This is a genomic window from Bradyrhizobium sp. UFLA03-84 (assembly GCF_002289535.1).
Lineage (GTDB): Bacteria > Pseudomonadota > Alphaproteobacteria > Rhizobiales > Xanthobacteraceae > Bradyrhizobium > Bradyrhizobium viridifuturi.
On record NZ_NSJY01000016.1, the window covers coordinates 197185 to 219842 of the forward strand.

Annotated in this window: 24 protein-coding genes; 12 read left to right on the plus strand and 12 right to left on the minus strand. The window is 65.8% G+C overall.

Annotation, left to right across the window (positions count from 1 at the left end):
- The first annotated feature begins 12 nt into the window (after positions 1 to 12).
- The gene (locus CK489_RS30900; protein ID WP_245350556.1) at positions 13 to 1218 is read left to right on the plus strand and encodes a serine hydrolase domain-containing protein; all 1206 of its coding nucleotides are present in this window, start codon (positions 13 to 15) and stop codon (positions 1216 to 1218) included.
- A gap of 157 nt (positions 1219 to 1375) precedes the next feature.
- Here CK489_RS30900 and CK489_RS30905 read toward each other — a convergent pair whose 3' ends face one another.
- The gene (locus tag CK489_RS30905; RefSeq protein ID WP_050627465.1) at positions 1376 to 2749 is read right to left on the minus strand and encodes a PleD family two-component system response regulator; all 1374 of its coding nucleotides are present in this window, start codon (positions 2747 to 2749) and stop codon (positions 1376 to 1378) included.
- Positions 2750 to 2764: 15 nt separating this feature from the next.
- Positions 2765 to 3130: a response regulator gene (locus tag CK489_RS30910; RefSeq protein WP_028336390.1), complete on the minus strand. Its 366-nt coding sequence runs from the start codon at positions 3128 to 3130 to the stop codon at positions 2765 to 2767.
- A 228-nt stretch (positions 3131 to 3358) separates the two neighbouring features.
- Here CK489_RS30910 and CK489_RS30915 point away from each other — a divergent pair, with 228 nt between their 5' ends.
- A complete protein-coding gene (locus CK489_RS30915) occupies positions 3359 to 3658 on the plus strand; it encodes a DUF3572 domain-containing protein (RefSeq protein ID WP_050627466.1) in 300 nt (99 codons plus the stop codon).
- On the plus strand, positions 3637 to 4947 hold the full coding sequence (locus CK489_RS30920) for a DNA polymerase IV (RefSeq protein ID WP_095734990.1): 1311 nt from the start codon (positions 3637 to 3639) through the stop codon (positions 4945 to 4947). The genes CK489_RS30915 and CK489_RS30920 overlap by 22 nt, the downstream gene beginning before the upstream one ends.
- Positions 4948 to 5074: 127 nt before the next feature.
- Here the strand turns inward: CK489_RS30920 and CK489_RS30925 are convergent, their stop codons facing one another.
- Positions 5075 to 5476, minus strand: a complete 402-nt coding sequence (locus CK489_RS30925) for a RidA family protein (RefSeq protein ID WP_050627467.1) — start codon at positions 5474 to 5476, stop codon at positions 5075 to 5077.
- Between the two features lie 251 nt (positions 5477 to 5727).
- Positions 5728 to 6591 carry a cell envelope integrity EipB family protein gene (locus CK489_RS30930; RefSeq protein ID WP_095734991.1) on the minus strand — a complete coding sequence of 288 codons (864 nt, stop codon included), beginning with the start codon at positions 6589 to 6591 and terminating at the stop codon, positions 5728 to 5730.
- Between the two features lie 263 nt (positions 6592 to 6854).
- On the opposite strand from CK489_RS30930, the gene CK489_RS30935 reads away from it, so the two are divergent.
- The 4 genes from CK489_RS30935 to CK489_RS30950 all read left to right on the plus strand — a co-directional run bounded on the left by CK489_RS30935 (position 6855) and on the right by CK489_RS30950 (position 9959).
- Positions 6855 to 7322 carry a RidA family protein gene (locus CK489_RS30935; protein ID WP_095734992.1) on the plus strand — a complete coding sequence of 156 codons (468 nt, stop codon included), beginning with the start codon at positions 6855 to 6857 and terminating at the stop codon, positions 7320 to 7322.
- A gap of 3 nt (positions 7323 to 7325) precedes the next feature.
- Positions 7326 to 8078 carry a glycerophosphodiester phosphodiesterase gene (locus tag CK489_RS30940; protein ID WP_095734993.1) on the plus strand — a complete coding sequence of 251 codons (753 nt, stop codon included), beginning with the start codon at positions 7326 to 7328 and terminating at the stop codon, positions 8076 to 8078.
- Between the two features lie 155 nt (positions 8079 to 8233).
- Positions 8234 to 9484: a GNAT family N-acetyltransferase gene (locus CK489_RS30945; protein WP_095734994.1), complete on the plus strand. Its 1251-nt coding sequence runs from the start codon at positions 8234 to 8236 to the stop codon at positions 9482 to 9484.
- Between the two features lie 52 nt (positions 9485 to 9536).
- Entirely contained in the window at positions 9537 to 9959 is a 423-nt protein-coding gene (locus tag CK489_RS30950; protein WP_050627470.1) for an HIT family protein, read from the plus strand.
- Positions 9960 to 10021: 62 nt separating this feature from the next.
- Here the strand turns inward: CK489_RS30950 and tsaA are convergent, their stop codons facing one another.
- From tsaA to CK489_RS30975, 5 genes are all read right to left on the minus strand, one after another.
- Positions 10022 to 10513 carry a tRNA (N6-threonylcarbamoyladenosine(37)-N6)-methyltransferase TrmO gene (tsaA, locus tag CK489_RS30955; RefSeq protein ID WP_050627471.1) on the minus strand — a complete coding sequence of 164 codons (492 nt, stop codon included), beginning with the start codon at positions 10511 to 10513 and terminating at the stop codon, positions 10022 to 10024.
- Positions 10514 to 10516: 3 nt separating this feature from the next.
- The gene (locus CK489_RS30960; protein ID WP_063781809.1) at positions 10517 to 11497 is read right to left on the minus strand and encodes a Bug family tripartite tricarboxylate transporter substrate binding protein; all 981 of its coding nucleotides are present in this window, start codon (positions 11495 to 11497) and stop codon (positions 10517 to 10519) included.
- Positions 11498 to 11558: 61 nt separating this feature from the next.
- Entirely contained in the window at positions 11559 to 11903 is a 345-nt protein-coding gene (locus CK489_RS30965; RefSeq protein WP_050627472.1) for an AzlD domain-containing protein, read from the minus strand.
- Positions 11900 to 12652: an AzlC family ABC transporter permease gene (locus CK489_RS30970; protein ID WP_050627473.1), complete on the minus strand. Its 753-nt coding sequence runs from the start codon at positions 12650 to 12652 to the stop codon at positions 11900 to 11902. Before CK489_RS30970 ends, CK489_RS30965 begins: the two co-directional genes overlap by 4 nt.
- 205 nt (positions 12653 to 12857) lie before the next feature.
- Positions 12858 to 13973, minus strand: a complete 1116-nt coding sequence (locus CK489_RS30975; protein ID WP_245350557.1) for a lytic transglycosylase domain-containing protein — start codon at positions 13971 to 13973, stop codon at positions 12858 to 12860.
- A gap of 91 nt (positions 13974 to 14064) precedes the next feature.
- On the opposite strand from CK489_RS30975, the gene CK489_RS30980 reads away from it, so the two are divergent.
- Positions 14065 to 14994, plus strand: coding sequence for a glycine/sarcosine/betaine reductase selenoprotein B family protein (locus CK489_RS30980; protein ID WP_050630881.1), 930 nt, complete (start codon positions 14065 to 14067; stop codon positions 14992 to 14994).
- 154 nt (positions 14995 to 15148) lie between these two features.
- Here CK489_RS30980 and CK489_RS30985 read toward each other — a convergent pair whose 3' ends face one another.
- Positions 15149 to 16153, minus strand: a complete 1005-nt coding sequence (locus tag CK489_RS30985) for a bile acid:sodium symporter family protein (protein ID WP_095734995.1) — start codon at positions 16151 to 16153, stop codon at positions 15149 to 15151.
- Between the two features lie 102 nt (positions 16154 to 16255).
- Here CK489_RS30985 and CK489_RS30990 point away from each other — a divergent pair, with 102 nt between their 5' ends.
- Complete coding sequence (locus CK489_RS30990) at positions 16256 to 17107, plus strand: LysR family transcriptional regulator (protein ID WP_050630879.1); 852 nt, start codon at positions 16256 to 16258, stop codon at positions 17105 to 17107.
- Positions 17108 to 17220: 113 nt separating this feature from the next.
- On the opposite strand, the gene CK489_RS30995 is transcribed toward CK489_RS30990, so the two are convergent.
- Together CK489_RS30995 and CK489_RS31000 are read right to left on the minus strand one after the other, a co-directional pair.
- Complete coding sequence (locus CK489_RS30995; protein WP_095734996.1) at positions 17221 to 18273, minus strand: phenylacetaldoxime dehydratase family protein; 1053 nt, start codon at positions 18271 to 18273, stop codon at positions 17221 to 17223.
- A gap of 36 nt (positions 18274 to 18309) precedes the next feature.
- The gene (locus CK489_RS31000; RefSeq protein ID WP_095734997.1) at positions 18310 to 19320 is read right to left on the minus strand and encodes a carbon-nitrogen hydrolase family protein; all 1011 of its coding nucleotides are present in this window, start codon (positions 19318 to 19320) and stop codon (positions 18310 to 18312) included.
- Positions 19321 to 19528: 208 nt separating this feature from the next.
- Here CK489_RS31000 and CK489_RS31005 point away from each other — a divergent pair, with 208 nt between their 5' ends.
- The 3 genes from CK489_RS31005 to CK489_RS31015 all read left to right on the plus strand — a co-directional run bounded on the left by CK489_RS31005 (position 19529) and on the right by CK489_RS31015 (position 22656).
- On the plus strand, positions 19529 to 20485 hold the full coding sequence (locus tag CK489_RS31005; RefSeq protein WP_050630876.1) for an AraC-like ligand-binding domain-containing protein: 957 nt from the start codon (positions 19529 to 19531) through the stop codon (positions 20483 to 20485).
- Between the two features lie 232 nt (positions 20486 to 20717).
- Positions 20718 to 21071 carry a PilZ domain-containing protein gene (locus CK489_RS31010; protein WP_050630875.1) on the plus strand — a complete coding sequence of 118 codons (354 nt, stop codon included), beginning with the start codon at positions 20718 to 20720 and terminating at the stop codon, positions 21069 to 21071.
- A gap of 163 nt (positions 21072 to 21234) precedes the next feature.
- A complete protein-coding gene (locus tag CK489_RS31015) occupies positions 21235 to 22656 on the plus strand; it encodes an MFS transporter (RefSeq protein ID WP_095734998.1) in 1422 nt (473 codons plus the stop codon).
- Positions 22657 to 22658: the final 2 nt, after the last annotated feature.

The following is a 22658-nucleotide window of genomic DNA, read 5'->3' on the forward strand; positions in this document are numbered from 1 at the left end:
TGGGGAACGACCATGGAAGATCTGAAGGTGACGGCCACCGGCTACGATTTCGCGCCGGCGCGCGCCGCCATGCAGCGCTATATCGACAACAATCTGCTGTCCGGCATCTCGTCCGCGGTCATGGTCGGTCGCGATCTCGTCGATGTCTCCTGCGTCGGCTGGGCCGACAAGGAAGCGCAGATCCCGCTGCGCACCGACCACATCTTCCGGGTGTTCTCCAACACCAAGCTGATCACCTCCTGCGCCGCGCTGCTGCTGTTCGAGGAAGGCCGATTCCGGCTCGACGATCCGATCGAGACCTACATCCCGCAGCTTGGAAACCGAAAGGTGCTGCGGCAGAGTGCAACGTCGATCGACGACACCGAGCCGGCGCGGAGCTCGATCACCATCCGCCAATTGCTGAGCCACAGCGCCGGCTTGAGCTACGGCTTCTTCGATCCGGGCACCGTGATCTTCCAGGCGCTGAACGAGCGCGGCGTGCACAATCCCAACGCGACCCTGGCCGAGATGGTCGATGTGCTGGCCGGTCTGCCGCTGATCTACCAGCCGGGCACATCGTGGGAATACTCGCTCGCGATCGACGTGGTCGCGCGCTTGGTCGAAGTGGTCAGCGGCCAGCGCTTCGACAAATTCATCAAGGCGCGCATCCTCGATCCGCTCGGCATGGTCGATACCGGCTTTGTCGTTCCCGAGCAGGACCAGGGTCGCCTCGTCGCGTATTACGCTGGCGCGGATCTGATGGAGCCGATGAAGCCGGGCCTCACCCGCACCGACAATGCGCCCTTCCCCAGCGCCTATCTGCGCCCGGTCGCACGCCTCAACGGCGGCGGCGGCCTGGTGTCGACGCTGCCCGACATGGTCGCATTGATCCGCAGCCTGCTGCCCGGCGGTCCGACGCTGCTGAAGCCGGACACCATTGCAGCGATGATGTCCAACCAGTTGCCCGACGGCCAATGGATCCGCTTTGCGATGATGGGCGAGCAGCCCGGCAAGGCGCATGGACTGGCCGGCGGCCTGATCCTCAATCCCTCGCCGATCGATCATCCGGATGCGGCCGGCGAATTCTACTGGGGCGGCGTCGCCGGCACGCAGTGGTGGATTTCGCCCAGAAAGGGCATTGCCGGTGTAATGATGGCGCAGCGCCAGATGGCGTTCGTCCATCCGTTCTCGTTCGAGTTCAAGCGGATGGCGTATGACGCGGTGAAGCGCGGACGTTAGCAGACTGCGTTTACGACAATGCTGTCGTCACCCGCGAAAGCGGGTGACCCTGTATTCCAGAGACGGCTCAGCTTGAATCGAGAGGCCGCGGCGTACTGGATACCCCGCATTCGCGGGGTATGACGACGAGTGTTGCGGATGGTGTGAAGCGCGGCCGTTAGGCCGCCGCGGAAACCACGCGGTTTCGGCCGTCGTGCTTGGCGCGATAGAGCGCGGTGTCGGCGCGCTTGAGCACGTCCGAGACCGGCTCGCCCTTGCGCTCCAGCGTGGTGAGGCCGATCGAGATCGTCACCGTGATCCGCTTGCCGCCCTTGTCGACGGCGAAGGGTTCGCCCGCGATCGAGCGGCGCAACCGCTCGGCAACCATGCCGGCGACATGCAGATCGGTCTCGGGCATCACGATCACGAACTCCTCGCCGCCATAGCGGCAGGCCAGATCGATGCCGCGGATCGACTTGCGGATGCGAACGGCGAATTCGCGCAGCACGTCGTCGCCGGCATCGTGGCCGTAGGTGTCGTTGATCGCCTTGAAGTAGTCGATGTCGAGGATCATCAGCGCCAGCGGCTTGCCGCGGACCGAGGCCTGCTCCGCCAGCGTCGCGAGGTGGCTCTCCATGTAGCGCCGGTTGTTGAGGCCGGTCAGCGCATCCGTGATCGCCATCTCGATCGAGTTCTGCACGTTGTCGCGCAGATGATCGGTGTAGCGGCGGCGGCGGATCTGGGTGCGCGCCCGTGCCAGCAATTCATTCTTGTCGACAGGACGCAGCAGATAGTCGTTGACGCCGATCTCGAGCCCGCGCATCAGCCGCGTGTTGTTGTCGGCATCGGAGACGGCGAGAATCGGCACCTGCCGCGTGCGCTCCAGCGAGCGGGCCTGACTGCACAGCCGCAGGCCGTCGTAATTGTCGAGGCTGAGCGACACGATCAGGAGGTCGTAATTGCCCTCCGCGGCGTGGAACAAGGCTTCCGACGGATTAACCTCGACATCGACGGTATGCTCGGCGGCGAGGATCGGCGCCAGCTTCTCGTAGGACGATGGCCGGTCGTCCACCAAGAGGATGCGGCCGCCGGTGCCACGATCCGCAATCGCGCTGCGCTCGGGCGCCTGCATGCCGATCTCGAGCGAGGTGATGGCGCGCATGCGCAGCTCATCAGTCATCATCTTCAGCCGCGTCAGCGAGCGCACGCGCGCGATCAGCACGACGTCGGACACCGGCTTGGTCAGAAAGTCGTCGGCGCCGGCTTCAAGCCCACGCACGCGGTCGGCGGGACTGTCGAGCGCGGTGACGATGACCACCGGAATGAAATGGGTCGCCGGATTCGACTTCAGCCGGCGGCAGACCTCGAAGCCATCCATATCAGGCATCATGACGTCGAGCAGGATGATGTCGCATTCGGCGCGCGCGCAGAGTTCCAGCGCCTCGGTCCCGTTGGAGGCGGTCAGCACATCGAAGTATTCGGCCGACAGGCGGGCTTCCAACAGCTTGACGTTCGCCGGAACGTCATCGACGACGAGGATACGCGCGGACATTGCACCACAACTCCCCTATCCGATAAAGCGTCGGACAGTCTCAATAAATTTGCCGACCGAGATCGGCTTGGACAAATAGGCTTCGCAGCCGCCCTCGCGGATGCGTTCTTCGTCGCCCTTCATGGCGAAGGCGGTGACCGCGACCACCGGAATCGCACGCAGATCGGGATCGTCCTTGATCCAGCGCGTGACCTCGAGGCCGGAAACCTGGGGCAGCTGAATATCCATCAAAATGAGATCGGGGCGCAGCTTGCGGACGAGATCAAGCGCTTCGAAGCCATTGCTGGTGCCCGAAGTCTGATAGCCATGCGCTTCCAACAGATCGCGAAAGAGCTTCATGTTGAGCTCATTGTCCTCCACGATCAGGACGGTTTTGGCCATCCCGTCCCTCCCAAACCCAGGAGACGGGCCCGGCTGCGGCACCTCACGCACCGCGCTCGGGACGCGTCGAAAATGTGAATTCAAACTAGCGCCAGAATCGCTCTAACCCGTTAACCCGACATCCAACTTCCGCAGCGTGGTTTCCGTTGCTTGAACACACGCGGAAGACTCGGGCATGATGGGCTTCTCAATAGAGACCATAAGTTAACGGAAAGGCAAACCGGCGCGTTGAAAAAGCCTGTTCACAACCCCCGGGAAGTTGCTGAAATCGTTGCGATTCAGGCGCTCGGCTTCATTGCCGGCGATCCCGAACGGCTGGGCTTGTTCCTGGCTGAGTCCGGAATCGGTCCGGAGACGCTGCGGAACGCTGCGTCCAATCCTCAATTTCTTGCGAGCGTGCTCGATTTCGTGATGCGCGACGACGCCACCGTGAAGGCGTTCGCCGCCGCCTCCGAACTGCACCCGACCAACATCGCTGCCGCCCACCAGGCGCTGGGCGACCCGAGATGGGAGCGCGACGTGCCGTGACGACGGCGGCGGCAGCTCCCGACGGCCCCCTCAGTTTCTGCCGAGACTGCCTCGGCGATCTCGATATCAAGGTGAAGCGATGCAGCCATTGCGGGTCGCCGCGGCTGGTACGTCACCGCACCCTGCCCGCGCTGGCGCTGGCGCATATCGATTGCGACGCGTTCTACGCCACCGTCGAGAAGCGCGACAATCCTGAGATCGCCGACCGCCCCGTCATCATCGGCGGCGGCAAACGCGGCGTCGTGTCGGCCGCCTGCTACATCGCCCGCACCTACGGTGTCCGCTCGGCGATGCCGATGTTCAAGGCGCTGGAACTCTGCCCCGACGCAACCGTGATTTCGCCCGACATGGCGAAATATGTCCGGGTCGGCCGCGAGGTGCGCCAGGCGATGCAGGCGCTGACGCCGCTGGTCGAGCCGCTGTCGATCGACGAGGCGTTCCTCGATCTCTCCGGCACGCAGCGCGTCCACGGCATGATCCCTGCCAAGGTGCTCGCCAAATTCGCCTGCGAGGTCGAGCGCGACATCGGCATCACGGTGTCGGTCGGGCTGTCCTGCAACAAGTTCCTCGCCAAGATCGCCTCCGATCTCGACAAGCCGAGGGGCTTTGCCGCGCTCGACCAGGACGAGGCACGCGAGATGCTGGCCAGCAAACCGGTCGGCTTCATTTATGGCGTTGGCCCGGCGACCCAGGAGAAGCTCGTGCAGCGCGGTTTCCGCGTCATCGCCGATTTGCAGCGCGCCGACGAGAACGAGTTGATGAAGCAGTTCGCGAGCGAGGGCCGCAGGCTGTGGCGGCTGGCGCGCGGCATCGACGACCGCAGCGTGGTGCCCGATCGCGGCGCCAAGACGATCTCGAGCGAAACCACTTTCGAGACCGATATCCGCGATTTCGCAACGCTGGAAAAACTGCTCTGGAAGCTGTCGGAGAAGACCTCGGCGCGGCTGAAGAGCAGCGACCTCTCAGGCTGCACCATCACGCTGAAGCTGAAGACCGCGGACTTCCGCCAGCGCACCCGATCGCAATCGATCCAGACCCCGACCCAATTGGCCGCAAAGATCTTTGCGGTGACGCGCGAGATGCTGGCCAGGGAGATCGATGGCACCGCGTTCCGCCTGATGGGCGCCGGCGTCAGCGCGCTGCGCCCGGGCGCGCAGGCCAATGATTCCGACATGCTTGACCGCCGCTCGGCGCACGCCGAACGCGCGATGGACAATCTGCGCAAGAAGTTCGGCAATGCCGCCGTGATCCGGGGCATCGCCTATGAGGGGCCGGGAAAGCCGGAATAGTCCGGGGCTCGACCGCGACGCGAACTCCGTCATCGCGAGGAGCGCAGCGACGAAGCGATCCATCGCTCCGCACGCGCGGAGGTATGGATTGCTTCGCTGCGCTCGCAATGACGGAGAGCGTCTTCCCTCAATCCGTAACCGCAACAGCCTCGATCTCGATCAGCCATTCCGGCGCTGCGAGCGCGGTGACGCCGACGAGCGTAGAGGCCGGCGGCTCCATGCCCTCGAAGAACGCCGAGCGCGCCTTGCCGATGATCGGGCGGAGCTCCGGCTTGTAGCCGACCACGAAGGTCGTGATCTTGACGATGTTGGAATAGCTCGCACCGGCGGCCTTCAGCGCCATGCCGAGGTTCTGCATCACCTGCGTGGTCTGCGCGGCGAGATCGCCGGCACCGACCACCCGCCCCTCCTCGTCCGTGGACACCTGACCCGAAATGTAGATCGTGCGCGCGCCAGAGGCGACGACGACGTGGGAGTAAGCCGGATTGTGATGCAGGCCGCTGGGACGAAGGTGGTCGCGCTTGCTCATGATGTGCCTCCCTGACACGAATGTATCGGGAAGCGTACTCGTGTCGGATGGTTCCGGCCAGAGCAGTCTCGCGGGGGATTTTTTGCTCCGCCTGTCGTCCCTGCGAAAGCAGGGACCCATAACCACCGAAGGTGATTATTGCGCGACGCTGGAGCCACAGCCCCCTTAATAACTCAACGCGGTGGTTATGGGTCCCGGGTCGCGCTCCGCTTGCCCGGGACGACACTGAATGTGTGGCTACAGCCAGCCGCTCACTTGCAGGGCTTGGAATCCCTGACGTCGAACTTGTCCAGCGCGCCGGAGATCACGAAATCGTTGTAGTCCAGCACCAGCGCGCGGGAGACACCGTTCTCGTAGAGCTCGAACGACATCGCGTAGACCGGCGTCTGCTCGCCATCCTTGGCCCGCGCGTCGCTGTCATAATAGCTCACCGTCACCGGCCAGCGCGTCATGGTCTTCATCGCATCGCTCGCGGTCGACGGATCGGGCGACGACGGCGCGCGGTCGCCCGCGATCGGCCGGCCGATCACGGTCAGCGTGTTGTAGATCTTCTCGCCATTGTCGGAGCCGTCATAGACGGTCTGTTCGAGCACCGATTTGCCGTCACGGGCCGCGGCGATGATGTGCTGGATCTGTTCGGTCGGGAACACGATCTTGCCGTCGATATTGAATGTCTTCTTCACCGGCTGGGTCAGCTTCACGGTGATATGATCGCCGATCCGCTCGGCGATGCCGTCGACCGGCGAGGATGCACTGTCGTTCATCCGCGTGTCGATCTTGAAGCGGTAGCTCTTGCCCGACGCGTCCTCCCAGGACGAGGAGCGCAGGTCGGACAGCGTCACCTTGCCCTCGCCGCTGTCGAGCTCGGACACCTGGCGGAATTCCGAGGTGTAGCCTTCGCAGGAGTTGCCGGAGAAATTGTACAGGATGCGCCCGCGTGCATCGCTGACCGAATTGGAGCCGCGTGATTTCACGAGACTCAGATCGTACAGCGCCTGGTGCGCGAGAAACGGCCCGCTTGCCGCGGCGGCGGCCCCATGAACCAGAGCGGATCCTGCGGCAACGGCGATCGTGAGCACCAGGGCACGCGACGGATTCCGGAACGGCAAGATCATGGTTTGTCCTCGAGGAGGCAGGGATTCGGCACAATAGTGACGGTGGTATTGCGCCGCAACTGGGGCAAGTCTGACAAAATTGCAATGTCGGCGGCGAATTTGCCGTCGTTTTCGGCAGTTTTCCCTGCAATTCCGCACGTCACGGACACCACGCCCTCACGTGACCGTCGCTTGCAACCGGCGGCACGATGCGCGAAACAATCGAAACAAACTTGGCCCTGACCGCGTTTCAGGCTTCGTGCAATCCAATTGGGGGACAAAAAATGGCGGGTACCGTCGAACAGAAACTGGCGTCACAGGGCATCACACTTCCCGAGCCGACCTCCCCGGTCGCGAACTATGTCCCCTTCGTCCGCAGCGGAAACCTGCTGTTCATCTCCGGCCAGGTCTGTTTCAACGCCGAAGGCAAGCTGATCGCCAAGGGCAAGCTGGGGGCCGGCGTCACGCTCGAGCAAGGCGTCGCCGCGGCGCGGGGCTGCGCGATCAACCTGCTGGCGCAGATCAAGGCCGCGCTCGGCGATCTCGACAAGGTCGTGCGCGTGGTGCGATTGGGCGGCTTCATCAACTCCGCGCCCGACTTCTTCGACGGCCCGAAGGTGCTGAACGGCGCCTCCGATCTGATGGTCGCGGCGTTCGGCGACAAGGGCCGCCACGCCCGCACCACCGTCGGTGTCGCCTCGCTGCCCGCAGATGCCGCGGTCGAGGTCGAAGGCGTGTTCGAAGTCGCCTGATCGATGCGCGCGCCTGATTGGCTGACGAAACGGCCGGTCGCCCATCGCGGCCTGCACGATGCCGCACGCGGTATCATCGAGAACATGCCGGCCGCGGCCACCGCCGCGGTCGCCGGCAACTTCGCGATCGAGTGCGATATCCAGCTCACCGCCGACGGCGAGGCCATGGTGCATCACGACGATGCGCTCGGCCGCCTCACCGAGGGGACGGGCCTGCTGGCAAACAAGACCGCGGCCGAGCTGAAGGCTGTGAAGTTCAAAGGCACCCCCGAGCAGATGATGACGCTCGGGGAGCTCTGCGCGCTGGTCGCCGGCCGCGTGCCGCTGGTGGTCGAGGTGAAGAGCCATTTCGACGGCGACCGCAGGCTGCTGCGGCGGATGGCCGAGGTGCTGTCGTCCTATTCCGGCCCTGTTGTCGGCATGTCCTTCGATCCCGACCAGGTGCTGGGATTGCGCGAGATCATGCCGAACCTGCCGCGCGGCATCACCGCCCAGCGCACCTATGACGACAGTTCCTGGACCAAGCTGACGCCGGCGCAGCGCGACGGCATGCTGTATCTGCGCCACGGCTTCAGGACCGAGCCGCATTTCGTCGCCTTCTGGGTCAACCAGCTCCCGGCGCCGGCGCCCTGGATCGCCCGCAATGTGTTCGGCTGCCCGCTGCTGGCGTGGACCGTGCGGACGGCGGAACAGCGCGCGCGTGCGGCCCGCTATGCCGACCAGATGATCTTCGAGGGGTTTGTGCCGGGAACCTGACATGCCACCGGCAGTCTTGAACTCGTCGCTGCGACGCACGATGTTGTCGGGAGTTGGTCGTCATCGGCGATGGCGGAATGCGGAGCATGATCCGGAAGTGGAGCCAGCTGTTCCGGAAAGATCATGCTCAAACGAGGCACCGGTCTTCACTCTCGATGGCGTCGTCTGAAATCACCCTAGAGGCTGTGGCTGACATCGGCGGCATTCCGGCCGCCGAGTGGGACGCCTGTGCCAATCCCAAGGCGGACGCCGACAGCATCCATAACCTCGACACGCTGGCCTCGCCCGCCGCCGCAAGCGATTGCCAGACCGCCGCAAGTTCGAGCTATAACCCGTTCGTTTCCCACGCGTTTTTCGCCGCTGCCGAAGCCTCCAAATCGGCCTGCCCGCGGACCGGCTGGGGACCGCGGCATCTGGTGGCGAAACTCGATGGCCGGATCGTCGGTGTCGTGCCCTGCTATCTGAAATCGCACTCGCAGGGCGAATACGTATTCGATCGTGGTTGGGCCGAGGCCTATCACCGTGCCGGCGGCAGCTACTATCCGAAGCTGCAGGTCTCCGTCCCCTTTACGCCCGCGACCGGGCCGCGGCTCCTGATCCGTGACGGCGTCGACCGCGAGGTGATCGGCTCCGCCTTGGCGCGGGGCCTGCGGGCGCTCTGCGATGCCACCGAGGCCTCTTCCGTCCACGTGACGTTCGCCCGCGAGGACGAAGCAAAATTCCTCGGCGCACACGGCTTCCTGCTGCGGACCGACCAGCAGTTCCACTGGCACAATGAAGGCTACAAGACCTTCGACGATTTCCTGGGATCGCTGAACTCCCGTCACCGCAAGGGCATCAAGCGCGAACGTCGCGAGGCGCTTGCCGCCGGAATCACGATCCACTGGCTGACCGGCCCCGACATCACCGAGGACGCCTGGGACGCGTTCTTCGAGTTCTACATGGAGACCGGCTCGCGCAAATGGGGCCGGCAGTATCTGACCCGCGAATTCTTCTCGCTGATCGGCGAGAGCATGGCCCGCGACGTGTTGCTTGTGATGGCCAAGCGCAACGGCCGCTGGATCGCCGGCGCAATCAACTTCATCGGCTCGGACACGCTGTTCGGCCGCAACTGGGGTGCGATCGAACACCACCCGTTCCTGCATTTCGAGGTCTGCTACTACCAGGCGATCGATTTCGCGGTTCAGCGCGGGCTCAAGGTGGTGGAGGCCGGCGCACAGGGCGAACACAAGCTGGCGCGCGGCTACCTGCCGCAGACCACCCACTCGGCGCACTTCATCGCCGATCCCGGGCTGCGCCGCGCGATCGCCGACTACCTCAAGCGCGAGCGCGACTATGTCGCCGAGGTCGGCCGCGAGCTCGCCGAGGCCGGCCCGTTCCGCAAGACGGTCGACGACGACGCTTGACGTTTCGGCCGCGACCTAGACATTAGCGCAATAAAATTGAGGAGCCGCCGCCATGCCCGCCTACGACAACAACAACCCCTTCGCAAAAATCCTGCGCGGCGAGTTTCCGTCCTACAAGGTCTATGAGAACGAGCACGTGCTGGCGTTCCTCGACATCATGCCGCGCTCGCCCGGACACACGCTTGTGATCCCGAAGGCCGCTGCCCGCAACATCCTCGACATCACGCCTGATGATTTCGCCCATGTCGCGCGTGCCGCCCACAAGATCGCGGCCGCCGGAATGAAGGCCTTTGAAGCCGACGGCATCACGGTGCAGCAATTCAACGAGCCCGCCGGCGGCCAGGTCGTGTTCCACCTCCACATGCATGTGATGCCGCGCAAGAACGGCGTCGCGCTGCTGCCGCCCGCGAGCCACAAGGAAGACGGCAAGGTGCTGGAGGCGCACGCGGCGAAGCTGATCGCAGCGTTGAAGTAACCTTCACTGCCCGTTATTCCCGGGCGCGCGTAGCGCGAGCCCGGAATGACCGCGGTGAGACTTCACTCCGTCTCGAAATCCCCGGCCTGCGGCGGAGCCAGCGGGGTGAACTCGCAGCGATCGGGCTTGACGTCGATCAGCGGCGTCTCGTCGAGGCAGTCGAGGCCGCGCACCAGGATGACGTTGCCCTCGACGCCGACCAGTTTGACGATCGAGGTCCCGATCGGATTGGGCCGCACCGGCGAGCGCAACGAGAAGGTACCGCGGGTGCTGCCGTTGTTCTTCGGGCTTTGCAGCACGATGTCGCGGCGGGACTGGTGCAGCCAGTACAGCACTTCGAGATTGCTGTAGAAATCGACGCCCTTGATGGCGGCGACCCAGGGCTCGAAGATCTCGAGCCGGCACACCGGGCCGTCATGCCGCCCTTGCCGCGGCGTCGCCAGCCGCGAGGTCCAGGGCGTACGGATGCGGCCGATGAAGACCAGCCAGGCATCGCGCGCCGCCGGCATGTCGACGGCGACCTCGCCCTGGCGCAATTCCATTTCACGTACCATGTCTCAATCCAGCGATATGTTCAGCGCCTTGACTACATCAGCCCATCGCGCGCGATCGGCATCCACGAACTTGTCGATCTCGGCCTGGCTCTTCGCACGCAGCGGCGGGAAACCGATCTTGACCAGCGAAGCGCGGAACGCCTCGTCGTTCAAGGCCCGGTCGAGGCTCGCCTTGATCTTGCCGGCGATCTCGTCAGGCACCTTCGACGGCGCTGCAATACCATACCAGACGCTGACCGCATAATCGGGATAGCCGCTCTCGGCGATCGTCGGAAGGTCAGGTAAATCCGGGATGCGCGCGGTGGAGCTGACGCCGAGTGCACGCAACATGCCGGACTTGACCGGCGGCAGCGCGGTGCCGAGCGTATCGAACATCAACTGGATGTTGCCGGACAGCAAATCCTGCAGCGCGGGTCCGGCGCCCTTGTAGGGCACGTGGGTCATCTCGACGCCGGCCATCTGCTTGAACATCTCGCCGGCGAGATGAACCGTGCCGCCGGTGCCGGCCGATCCGAAATTGAGCTTGCCGGGATTCTTCTTGGCGTAGGCGACGAACTCCGCCACCGTCTTCGCAGGCACCGAAGGATTCACCTCCATGATCATCGGCGCATCGGTGATGACCGACAGCAGGCGGAAATCCCTGGCGGGATCGTAGGGCAGCTTCTTGTAGAGCAGCGGATTGAGCACGAAGATCGAGGCGGCCGTCACGAACAGCGTGTAGCCGTCGGGATCGGAGCGCGCCACCGCCTCGGCGCCGATCGCGCCCTGCGCGCCGGCCTTGTTCTCGACCACGACCACCTGCTTGAGATCGCGCCCGAGATATTCGCCGACGAGGCGGCCGAGCACGTCGGTCGGTCCGCCTGCGGCATAGGGCACCACCAGCTTGATCGGACGCATCGGATAGTCTGCGGCGCGCGCCGGCAGCGCCGCCACCAGCAACACCGTCAGAGCAACAATGAAGTGCGATGATACGCGCCGCTGCATGCCGTTTCCCCGTTGTCTTGTTCTTGGGAAACGAGACTAGCGGATAATGCGGTGGCCGCAATCAGCCGAGCCAGTATTTGCCCGCGATCATCACGACTTCGCCGACGATCACGCCGGCGAAGATCGATTTTCGCGCCAGCATGAACGCGACGAAGCCGGCGGCGACGGCGCCGTAACGCAGCCAGTCCGGCACGCCGGCGAGCGCGCCCGGCGGCTGCACCACGATCTGCGCGATGATCCCGGCGAGGATCGCGGTGGCGACCGCCCTCACCCAGACCAGCAGTTCAGAGTTCTCGTCGATGCCGCCGCCGAACCAGAGGCCGAGCATACGCCAGATCTGATTGGGGATGACGCCCGCCACGAACAGGATCGCAAGCGCGTGCCAGTCGCCGATGAAGGTGCTCATGCCCGCGCCCTCACCGTGCCGGCCCGCGCGCGATGCACGCCATAGGCGATGGTTCCCGCGACGACGCCGCTGACCAGGATGTCGACGCCGCTGTTGAGCAGCGCGGCCAGCGGGAACAGCAATAGCCCAAGCACCAGCGCGATGACGTCGGCGAACTCGCGGCAGTTGCGCGCGGTCGAGAACAGGAAGGCGAGCGGTGTCAGCATCAGCATGCCGGCGGCGAGCAGCGGCGTGAGGTTGGCGGCGAGCATATAGCCGATCGTGTTCGCGATCAGGCAAACCGAGACCAGCCCCAAGCCGAGCCCATGGATGAAGGCGATCCGGCGGTTGCGCGGCACCTGCGGCAGGAAGCGGTAGCATTCGACCCACAACGTCACGGCGGTAAGATGCGCCACCAGGATCAGATGCCGCCGCTTGGTCTGTTCGGTGCGCATCAGCGGCAACACCGAGACCACCATCGGAAACAGCCTGATCGCACTCACGGTGACCGCGATCGCCGATTGCAGCACGGTGGCGCCGGAGCCGAGCGTCGTGATCACGATGATCTGCGCGGGCCCCGCCCAGACGAACGCCGTGCTCGCCAGGGTCCAGCCCAACGAGAAGCCGCTATCATGCGCCAGCGCGCCGATCCCGAGATAGGTGGCAAACAGCACCAGCGTCAGCACGGTCGCGCCGATCGACCGCGCGCCCCACAGGAAGGCGCGGAACGAGGTCTGCCATTGCGGGGAATCGAGCGGAGGAAGCGCCACGGTGAACCGGATGGTTTTGCAATGGCGGCGGCTTAGGGCGCGGTGCTCAACGGGTCAAGCAAGCGGCTGCACAGGGCGGGTATGCAGCGGCGATAACCCCACTCGTTATTGCGAGCGGAGCGAAGCAATCCATTGCTCTGCTTGCACGGACAGATGGATTGCTTCGTCGCTTCGCTCCTCGCAATGACGTGGAGAGGTCCGTGCCTCACGCCCGGTTCTTCAGCACGAAGCATGCTCCGCCCGCCTTGCGGATGCGGTTGCACAGGCCGTCGGCCTCGGGGCGAGTGTCGGCGCCGATGCGCACCTGGTAGAACGTCGCGCTGCCGCGGCTGCGCAGCCGCGAGCCGAGCAGGCTCGGATCCTGATCGCCGATCACCGCGGACAGCCGCTTCATGGCGCGGGCATACATCGCAAGCGCCTTGTCGCGGCTGAAGCCGGCGGCGAGCTGTACGCCCCACACCTTGGCCGCCGACAGCGTGATGTGCTGCTCGAGCCCGGCCACGAACGGGTTGGGCGCACGCTTCAACAGCGCCATCAGCTCGCGGCAACTCTTGGTCGGCGGACGCGCCCGCATCTTGCCGTTGTTACGAGCGGCGGCAGCCCAGTCGTCGACGCTGGAGCCGGTGATCGCCGAGACATAGTTGCGCGTCTCCTGCGGCATATAGCCGGTGCCGGCGAGCCAGTCCTGGATCCGGCGCGGACCGGCGTTATAGGCGGCCGCTGCAAGGCCGAGATTGCCGAACTGGTTGCGCAGCTCGCTCAAAAATTCGGCCGACTTCGGCAGCGCCTGGACGGGATTGAACGGATCGAGCACCCCGCGCTCGTTTGCGGTGCCCGGCATGAACTGCGCGATGCCCTGCGCACGCTGGCCGTTGCGGGTGATCGGACCGATCGCATCGGCCTGGAAGCGGCTCTCCTGCCAGATCACGCGCGCGAAGAATTCGAGCGGTAGATCGTTGGCCCGCGCCGCCGATTCGATCATCAGGCACATCGCCTCGCGGGTGTCGCTCTCGCGCGCGTCATCCGCCGGCTTGTCGGCTGTGGCCGCAGGTTTCTCGGCGGACGTCGCGGGCGGCTCCACCGGAGGCGTCGCAGGTTTCTCCGCCGATGGAGCGACCTGCCCTGCCGGCGGCGGCGCAGGCGCCTCGGCCGGCACCTCAGCGGGCTTTTCGGCGGGCGCAGCCGGCTTGTCCGCAGGCGGCGCTGCGGGCTGCTCGGCGCCGGGCGCCGGGGCTGCGGCAGGCGCGTCCTCCGCGCCGGCGCCGATCGGCGGCACCAGCGTCAAAAGCAGAACCAATGCGGCGCAACGACCTGTTCGCATCGCAAATCTGTTCCCGCGCAGCGCGGCTTGACACCGCAAGCTCGTGGTCTAGCTATGGACTGAAATGATGGCGCGCAAAAGGGAGCGCAAAATGGCCGCAGCTACGGACGATCAACTCGGCTTTGCCCCCGACGACGACGCCCCGATCGGCTACATGAAGCGGACCCGCGATTATTATGCGGCGATCGGCTACACCACCCCCTACCGCTGGGCGCACTACACTTCGGCCCCGTTCCAGCCGTTGACGAAGCCGCTGAGCCAGTCCCGCGTCGCCATCATCACGACGGCGGCGCCGTTCGATCCTGCCCGCGGCGACCAGGGTCCGGGCGCGAAATACAACGGCGGGGCAAAATTCTATTCTGTCTACGACGGCGATACGTCGCAGCAGCACGATCTGCGAATTTCGCACATCGCCTATGACCGCACCCACACCACGGCGACCGACAGCGGCACCTGGTTCCCGCTGGCGCAGCTCAAGCGCCTCGCCGCGGCAGGCACGATCGGCGAAGTCGCCCCGCGCTTCTTCGGCGCTCCGACCAACCGCAGCCACCGCGTCACCATCGAGACCGACGCGCCCGAAATCCTCAAGCGCTGCCGCGACGACAAGGTCGACGCCGCGGTGCTGGTGCCGAACTGCCCGGTCTGCCACCAGACCGTCAGCCTGGTGGCGCGGCATCTCGAAGCCAACGGCATCCCGACCGTCGTGATGGGCTGCGCCAAGGACATCGTCGAGCACGCTGCGGTGCCGCGCTTCCTGTTCTCCGATTTCCCGCTCGGCAATTCGGCCGGCAAGCCACATGACGAGGCCTCACAGGCCTTAACGCTGGAGCTCGCGCTGCGCGTGCTGGAGTCTGCGCCCGGCCCGCAGACCACCGTGCAATCGCCGCTGCGCTGGAACGCGGATGCGTCCTGGAAGCGCGACTACAGCAATGCCGAGGCGCTGAGCGCCGAGGAGCTGGCACGGCTGCGTCGTGAGTTCGACGCGCAGAAGGAAATCGCCAAGGGCCTGCGCGTCGCGTAGCGCCGGGCGTTGCGTCCACGCTCACTAAGCTAACGGTGTCATCGCCCGGCTCGACCGGGCGATCCAGTACTCCAGAGACGTTTGTGAAGACGGAGAAGCCGCGGCGTACTGGGTCCCCCGGTCAAGCCGGGGGACGACACTGGTGGTGAAACGCCTACGCGTGCACAGGGACGGCATCACGTGACGTCCCTTCCTCAGCCCCCGCATAACGCCGCGCCAGCGCCGCACATGTCATCAGCTGGATCTGGTGAAACAGCATCAGCGGCAGCACGATCAGCCCGACCGACTGCCCTGCAAGCAGCACGCTCGCCATCGGCAATCCGCTCGCCAGGCTCTTCTTCGAGCCGCAGAACATGATGGCGATGCGGTCGGCGCGCGAGAACCCGAGCAGCTGGCTGCCGAAATTGGTGATCAGCAGCACGACCGCGAGCAGCAGTGCATCGAGGCCGAGCACGATGGCCATCTGCGTCGCATTGACCTGGTGCCAGATGCCGTGGCTGACGCCGTCGCTGAACGCGGTGTAGACAATCAGGAGGATCGAGCCTCGATCGACCAGGCCGAGCATCGCATGGTGCCGCGCGACCCAGCTTCCGATCAGCGGCCGCGACAATTGCCCCGCCACGAACGGCAGCAGCAACTGCACGACGATGTCGAGCGCGGCATTGCCGGAGAACCCGCCATGGCTGGAGAGCAGCACGCCCGCCAGCAGCGGCGTCGCGACGATGCCGAGCAGATTGGAGGCGGTCGCCGAGCACAGCGCCGCCGACACATTGCCATGCGCGATCGAGGTGAAGGCGACCGAGGACTGCACGGTCGACGGCAGGATGCAGATCAGGATCACGCCCGCCCACAGCGCCGGCGTCAGCAGATGCGGCGCCAGCGCATGGGCAGCGAGCCCAAGCAGCGGGAACAAACCGAAGGTCGAGAGGAAGATCACGAGATGCAGCTTCCAGTGCCGGGCGCCGACCAGCGCCTCCGTGGTCGACAGCCGGGCGCCGTGCAGGAAGAACAGCAGCGCGATCGCAGCGTCGGTGGCGTAGCCGCCGATCACGGTGCCCTGCCCGTGCAGCGCCAGCAGCGTGGCAAGCCCGACCATGCCGACGATGGCAGCGATATAGGGGTCGACGGGTACGAGTGATCGCAGGCGGCTGATGGTCATGGCAGGTTCCTTTCCTTGATCGGAAGGTGGCGCCTCTCAGGCCAATTGTGAACCGCACTTACCGCTGTTATTGTCATTACATTACGTAATGACGGACCCGCCATGCTCGACCCCGCCCAGTTAGAGACCTTCCTCACCGTGGTGCAGACCCAGAACTTCACCGAGGCCGGTCGCCGCCTCGGCCTGAAGCAGTCGACGGTCAGCCAGCACATCCGCAAGCTGGAAGCCGCCGCCGGCCGTCGGCTGTTCGTGCGCGACACCCATTCGGTGGCGCTCACCGCCGACGGCGAGGCGATGACCGGCTTCGCGCGCCCGATCCTCGAGGCCAATGCGCGCGCCCGCGACTACTTCGCGGGGTCGCAGGTACGCGGAAAGGTTCGGTTCGGCGCCGCCGAGGATTTTGCCAGCTCCCGCCTGCCAGATCTTTTGCGCGATTTCGTCCGCCGCCATCCGCAGGTTGATCTCGAGCTGACGATCGGTCTCAGCGCCGTGCTGTACCAGCAGCTCGACGCCGGCGAGCTCGACCTCGTGCTCGGCAAGCGGCGGCCCGGCGACGCGCTGGGACAGCTGGTGTGGCAGGACCGCCTGGTGTGGACTGGCGCGCCGGGCATGCGGCTCGATCCCGAGCAGCCATTGCCGCTGATCCTCTACGCGCCGCCGAGCGTCAGCCGCAGCGTGGTGCTGGAGGCGATGGAGCGGTTCGGGCGGCCATGGCGCATCGTCTGCTCCAGCGGCAGCCTCAGCGGCCTGCGCGCCGCGGCTCTTGCCGGCCTCGGCATCACGCCGCAGGCGCAAGGCTTGATCCCAGACGGGTTGGAGGCGATGCCGGCGGCAGGCCTGCCGCCGCTCGGCAGCGTCGAGTTCGTGGTCCGCACCGCGCGCCGGACCAGGCGCGGCCCGGCCGTCGAATTGGCGCAGGCCATCACCGCGCATGGCGGCCGGCTACGGCCGTAGTCACGGCAGTGTGGATCGGTCCCGCGGCAAACTCGCTGCACCTCTCCCGCTTGCGGGGGAGGGAATGCACTTCCAACGCGGCCAGCGCTCGGGCGATCCGAGCAAGTCGAACGTCAGGCGGGCTGCGCTTCCGTGACCTGCACCGCGCCGAGCATGCCCGTGCGGTCGTGGCAGCCGAGATATTCGAAGAACTGCTCGTCGGCAGCGGCGACCGTGACCTCGTGATACAGCCTGAGCTTCGCTGACGGCCCCAACGTGGACAGATACTTCATCGCCGCGCCGAAGATCCGGACATGGGTCGGATGCGATTCCGCCCAGCGCTCCAACGCAGCGAGGCTCTTCCACCAGCTCTGGCCGTAGGACTTTTCCATCACTCTTCCATCCGCATCGACGACACGCATGTAGCGGTTGGCGTAGCAGCCGATCGGCACGCCGTCGTCGCGCAGGAAATCCATGCCCTCGCGCAGCACCGGCTCGACGTCGTCGAGATACATCTTGCGTTCGGAGGCCTCGGTGTCGCTCCAGTCCTGTCCGGAGCGGATCAGGCAGAGATTGTCATGCGCGACCACGCGGATCCGCGCGCCGTCGCGGATGACGCGCGGCTCGCCACCGGGCGTCATCGCGTCGGTCTGCGACAGCGGGATGCGGTCGCGCATGCCGCCCCAATAGGCGTGCTCCTGCACCTCGCCGCTCATGCCATCGGCAAGAACCGCGACGCCCTCCGGGCGGCCGAGCGACGAGAACAGCGTCTCGTAGCGCGCAACTTGCGGCCGCAGCACCTCGATGAAACGGCCGACGCCATCGCTGGCGCCGCTGCCGGTCCAGGCCTCGCGCGCACCGCCGAACCAGGCGTCGAAACGCCCGGCATCGTCCCAATAGGCGACCGAGACGACATTGGTGAATCCGGCCTGGTCGACATATTGCGCGCGATCCCAATGGGTCGGGCCATTCTCCGCGGCAAAGCGCCTTGCGATTTGCGCCAGCGCCCCGGTCGCGGCGGCCGTCGGCTCGCCGCGAAACTGCACGCCGAAATAGGCCATGATCACGCTTGCGACCGCGGGCTTGTGGCGCGCGACGAAGGACGGATATGGCGGCGCATAGTCGTCAGGCACACGGCGATGGCGGGAGCGCGCCGTCTGCAAATGAGGAGGAATCGCGGATTCCATGACAGTCACCTCCGGTTGGATGTTGCCCTGACGCGTTCAGCTCGCGGCCGCGTCGATCTCCTCGAAGCTGTCGAGCGGCAGCGCGAAATGCTCGACGCGCTTTGAGGGCTTCTTGTTCAGCAGCAGGCGCGTGACGTCGGGCCGCGAATAATGCCCGGCCGGATCGGCGGCATTCTTGGCAATCCCGATCGCGCCGAGATCGATATCGGCGAACAGCAGCCCCTCCTGATCGGGCGGCAGCTTCTCGGCGATCGAGCTGCCGTCGGGCCCATAGATCGCGGCGTGTCCGCCGCCGACATGCAGCAGCGCGTGCTTGTCCTCGCGGTCGCACATCTCGTCGATCATGGACTGCGAGACCGTGGCACAGGGCGCCAGCACGAAGCACGAGCCCTCGACGGCATAGACGCGTGAGGCCGCGTTGTTGACCTCCCAGCCGAGCGCCGGCGCGAACGGATCGTACAGCGAGAAGCTCGGCCAGGCCGCCACATGCACCTGCTCGTTCTGGGCATACATCGCGTATTTCGACAGCGGCTGCAGATGCTCCCAGCAGCACAGCGCGCCGAGGCGGCCGATGCCGGGGCGGTCGTGCACCGCAAGGTCGCTGCCGTCGCCCTCGCCGTAGACGGTGCGCTCGGCGTGGGTCGGCCGCAGCTTGCGCCGCTTCGCGATGGTCTCGCCGTCAGGTCCGATCAGCCATTGCGCGAGGTAGAGGCTGCCGCCCTCGCGCTCGGACAGGCCGAGCACCGCGGTCATGCCGGCCTTCTTCACCGCAAGGCGCAACTTCTCCGCCTGCGGACTATCGTAGGACAGGGAGTTGTCGAAATAGCGCTGCACGAAACCGCGCCCGATCGCCCAGGCCGGCGAGTCCAGCCAGATGTACCAGGGATAGCCGGGGATGAACGCCTCGGGGAACGCGATCAGTTTGGCCCCCTTGGCGGCTGCCTCCTCGATCAGCGCGATGCTCTTGGCGATGGAGGCGTCGAGGTCGAGCCAGGCCGGCGCGGCCTGCACCACCGCAACGCGATATTTCGGATGTTCGATACCCATGATGTCCTCCTCGCAGCCGGCCGCTCCGGCCGGTTCGGTCTTGATCGGCCCTAGCGGGCTCTGACATCATGCTGCCTCGGGACCGGGCCTGCCGTTCGACCAGAACGGAAGGAAAATTCGACTGCGGAGGAGATTCCCCCGGCCGTCACCGGTACGAAGCTTGCTTTGTTTGCGTGGCCAGCGTTTGCACTCGTGAAGGGAGGAAATCATGCCGGCCCTGTTCACCACGGACACCGCGCCCACGCATCGGCGCCTGGCGCTCTGGCAAGACATCGTCTGCGACGTGTTCGTGCAGCTCGACTGCAAGTCCGACCTCGGCACCGCCTTCCATGGCGCCATCACCAGCACGCAACTGGGGCCGGCGAAGTGTTCGGTCGTTTCGTCGAGCCGGCAGCGGGTGCTGCGCACACCGTCGCGGATCGCGCGCGCCAGCGAGGACTTCGTTCTGTTCGCGCTCGGCCGCAGCGGCTCGGGCGGCGTGGTGCAGGACGGCCGCGAGACCGTGATCCAGCCCGGCGAGTTCGCATTCTACGACACCACGCGGCCCTATGAGCTGCGCTTCAACGACGACTTCACGCAGAGCATCTTCCAGGTGCCCCGCGCAATGCTGCACCGGCGCTTTGCCGGCACCCAGGGTCTGACGGCGACGACATTCACGTCCGATCGCCCGGTGCAGCGGCTCGCCTGGCAGTTCATCTCGGGGCTCGCCGATATCGCCGACAGGCTTGATCCGGACAGCGCGATCCGCCTCGCCGATCAGGCCGCGGACCTGCTCGCGATGGCGATCAGCGAGCGCGTCGGCGGCGCCGCGCTGCCGGCCTCGACCCACCGCTCCGCCCTGCTCTATCGGCTGAAGGCGCATGTGCTCGCGCATCTGCCGAACCCCGAGCTCGGCCTCACCGAAACCGCCGCGGCGCTCGGCATCTCGCCGCGCTACGTCAACAGCCTGCTCGCCGACGAGGACACCTCGTTCCAGCGCTTCGTGCTGGCAGAGCGGCTGGAGCGCTGCAAGCGCGACCTCGCCTCGCCGGCACACGCGCATCGCCACATCAGCGAGATCGCGTTCGCCTGGGGCTTTAACGACCTCTCGCATTTCGGCCGCGTGTTCCGCGACCATTACGGCCTGTCGCCGCGCGAGTGGCGGCACAGCCGGCTGCCGAACTGAAGTGTTGTCGAGCGAAGCCTGTGCCGCACCTGACGCGGGATGGGTACCGGTTCGCGTTAAGAGAACCCGTCAGGACAAGGCTCCGGCGGCGCTTTGCGGCGCAAAATAGCCGGGAATCCAAGCCTTCACGGATGCAAACAATTTACACTAACTGCAACGGGTTCCGTTCGTACCCTTCTTTTCGCAGGTCCGGACCGGTACAGTTGTGCCGTTCATTTGAGGAGGATTTCCCATGCAGGACCGGCGCCAGAGCCCACGCGACAAGGTGTTTTACGGTGCGGTTGCGGAGATCAATGAACGCGGCTCGACGATGGATTGCGTCGTCCGCAACATCAGCGAACGTGGCGCCTGCGTCGAATTTGGCGATGCCGCACGCCTGCCCGAGGAGATGAATCTGAACGTCGCGCGCAAGGGCCGCTCGTTCCTGGCGCGCCTGATCTGGCGCCAGGCCAACAAGGTCGGCCTCGCCTTCCGGATCATGACCTCGGACAACCCGGTAAGCGATCTCGACGAGCGGGTCCGCCGCAGCGAGATCAAGAAGCGGCAGCTGCAGCGGCGCATCAAGGAACTGCTCGGCCAAGGCTAACAAATAGAGACTAACAATCAAGGCTAACATCGAGGCTGAGCTTCTTGGCGTTCCCCAGCCTCGTTTCGGTGCACCCGGGGCGGACATTTCGGGGGTTGCAAAGGTCAGGTTAATCCAGCATCCGGTAAGCCCGCCAAGCTGGAACCGAGAGCAACCTCACGACATGTCGTCCGCGATTATTGAGCATCCCGACGGGCTGCCGCAGCCGCAGCGCAATTGGGCCATTCTCACGATCGCGCTGGGCCTCGTGATGGCCGTCGTCGACGGCTCGATCGCCAATGTCGCGCTGCCGACCATTGCCCGGGATCTCAACGCCAGCCCGGCATTCTCGATCTGGATCGTCAACGGCTATCAGCTGGCGATCACGATCTCGCTGCTGCCGCTGGCCTCGCTCGGCGAGATCATCGGCTATCGCCGCGTCTATCTGGCGGGGCTGCTGCTGTTCACGCTGGCGTCGCTGTTCTGCGCGCTGTCGCATACGCTGCCGCTGCTGACGATCGCCCGCATCCTGCAGGGGTTCGGCGCCGCCGGCATCCTTAGCGTCAACACCGCTCTCGTCCGCTTCATCTATCCGCATTCGCAGCTCGGCCGCGGCATCGGCGTCAATGCGCTGGTCGTCGCGATCTCGGCCGCGGTCGGCCCGACCATCGCCTCGTTCATCCTGGCGGTCGGGACCTGGCCCTATCTGTTCGCCATCAACGTCCCGCTCGGCGTCGTGACGCTGGCGCTGGGCTGGCGCTTCCTGCCGCACACCAGGCCCGCGGTTCACGCCTTCGACTGGCTGAGCGCAGCGATGAGCGCCATTGCATTCGGGTTCGGCATCAGCGCAATCGACAGCGCCGGCCATGGCGAGGCGCTGTATGTCTGCGCCTTGGAGTTCGCGGTCGCCGCGGTCGCCTCGCATCTGCTGTACCGGCGCCAGCAGCATCTGCCCTCGCCGCTGCTGCCGGTCGACCTGCTGCGGATTCCGATCTTCGCGCTGTCGATCGGCACCTCGATCGCCTCGTTCTGCGGCCAGATGCTGGCCTTCGTCGCGATGCCGTTCTACCTCGAAAACCATTTCGGATATTCGGCGGTGCAGATCGGCCTGTTGATCACGCCGTGGCCGATCGCGGTCGCGTTCGCCGCCCCGCTCGCGGGATGGCTGGTCGAGCGCTACCCGGCCGGCCTGCTCGGCGGCATCGGCCTGCTGATCTTCGCGACCGGACTGGGCTCGCTGGCGCTGATGCCGGCCAACGCAGCGCCGATCGACGTGATCTGGCGCATGGCGCTCGCCGGCGTCGGCTTCGGCCTGTTCCAGACCCCGAACAACCGCACCATGATCGCCGCCGCGCCGCGCGAGCGCTCCGGCGGCGCCAGCGGCATGCTGGGCACCGCGCGCCTGCTCGGACAGACCATCGGTGCCGCGCTGGTGGCGATGCTGCTGGCGCGCTATCCGGCCGACGGCACAAGGATCTCGCTGATGGTCGGCGTCGGCTTTGCCGTCGTCGGCGCCGTGCTCAGCACGCTCAGGCTGTCCTCCGCCGGCAGCCGCGGCGCCGAGCGAGTACGGGTCCAGGAGGGGCAGCGATTGAAGGGGGAGTGAGG

Excerpts from the sequence above, each read along its gene's own strand:
- CK489_RS30900 (WP_245350556.1), top strand. The coding sequence starts at position 13 with ATGGAAGATCTGAAGGTGACGGCCACCGGCTACGATTTCGCGCCGGCG.
- CK489_RS30905 (WP_050627465.1), bottom strand. The coding sequence starts at position 2,749 with ATGTCCGCGCGTATCCTCGTCGTCGATGACGTTCCGGCGAACGTCAAG.
- CK489_RS30910 (WP_028336390.1), bottom strand. The coding sequence starts at position 3,130 with ATGGCCAAAACCGTCCTGATCGTGGAGGACAATGAGCTCAACATGAAG.
- CK489_RS30920 (WP_095734990.1), top strand. The coding sequence starts at position 3,637 with ATGGGAGCGCGACGTGCCGTGACGACGGCGGCGGCAGCTCCCGACGGC.
- CK489_RS30925 (WP_050627467.1), bottom strand. The coding sequence starts at position 5,476 with ATGAGCAAGCGCGACCACCTTCGTCCCAGCGGCCTGCATCACAATCCG.
- CK489_RS30930 (WP_095734991.1), bottom strand. The coding sequence starts at position 6,591 with ATGATCTTGCCGTTCCGGAATCCGTCGCGTGCCCTGGTGCTCACGATC.
- CK489_RS30935 (WP_095734992.1), top strand. The coding sequence starts at position 6,855 with ATGGCGGGTACCGTCGAACAGAAACTGGCGTCACAGGGCATCACACTT.
- CK489_RS30940 (WP_095734993.1), top strand. The coding sequence starts at position 7,326 with ATGCGCGCGCCTGATTGGCTGACGAAACGGCCGGTCGCCCATCGCGGC.
- CK489_RS30945 (WP_095734994.1), top strand. The coding sequence starts at position 8,234 with ATGGCGTCGTCTGAAATCACCCTAGAGGCTGTGGCTGACATCGGCGGC.
- CK489_RS30950 (WP_050627470.1), top strand. The coding sequence starts at position 9,537 with ATGCCCGCCTACGACAACAACAACCCCTTCGCAAAAATCCTGCGCGGC.
- tsaA (WP_050627471.1), bottom strand. The coding sequence starts at position 10,513 with ATGGTACGTGAAATGGAATTGCGCCAGGGCGAGGTCGCCGTCGACATG.
- CK489_RS30960 (WP_063781809.1), bottom strand. The coding sequence starts at position 11,497 with ATGCAGCGGCGCGTATCATCGCACTTCATTGTTGCTCTGACGGTGTTG.
- CK489_RS30965 (WP_050627472.1), bottom strand. The coding sequence starts at position 11,903 with ATGAGCACCTTCATCGGCGACTGGCACGCGCTTGCGATCCTGTTCGTG.
- CK489_RS30975 (WP_245350557.1), bottom strand. The coding sequence starts at position 13,973 with ATGCGAACAGGTCGTTGCGCCGCATTGGTTCTGCTTTTGACGCTGGTG.
- CK489_RS30980 (WP_050630881.1), top strand. The coding sequence starts at position 14,065 with ATGGCCGCAGCTACGGACGATCAACTCGGCTTTGCCCCCGACGACGAC.
- CK489_RS30985 (WP_095734995.1), bottom strand. The coding sequence starts at position 16,153 with ATGACCATCAGCCGCCTGCGATCACTCGTACCCGTCGACCCCTATATC.
- CK489_RS30990 (WP_050630879.1), top strand. The coding sequence starts at position 16,256 with ATGCTCGACCCCGCCCAGTTAGAGACCTTCCTCACCGTGGTGCAGACC.
- CK489_RS30995 (WP_095734996.1), bottom strand. The coding sequence starts at position 18,273 with ATGGAATCCGCGATTCCTCCTCATTTGCAGACGGCGCGCTCCCGCCAT.
- CK489_RS31000 (WP_095734997.1), bottom strand. The coding sequence starts at position 19,320 with ATGGGTATCGAACATCCGAAATATCGCGTTGCGGTGGTGCAGGCCGCG.
- CK489_RS31005 (WP_050630876.1), top strand. The coding sequence starts at position 19,529 with ATGCCGGCCCTGTTCACCACGGACACCGCGCCCACGCATCGGCGCCTG.
- CK489_RS31010 (WP_050630875.1), top strand. The coding sequence starts at position 20,718 with ATGCAGGACCGGCGCCAGAGCCCACGCGACAAGGTGTTTTACGGTGCG.
- CK489_RS31015 (WP_095734998.1), top strand. The coding sequence starts at position 21,235 with ATGTCGTCCGCGATTATTGAGCATCCCGACGGGCTGCCGCAGCCGCAG.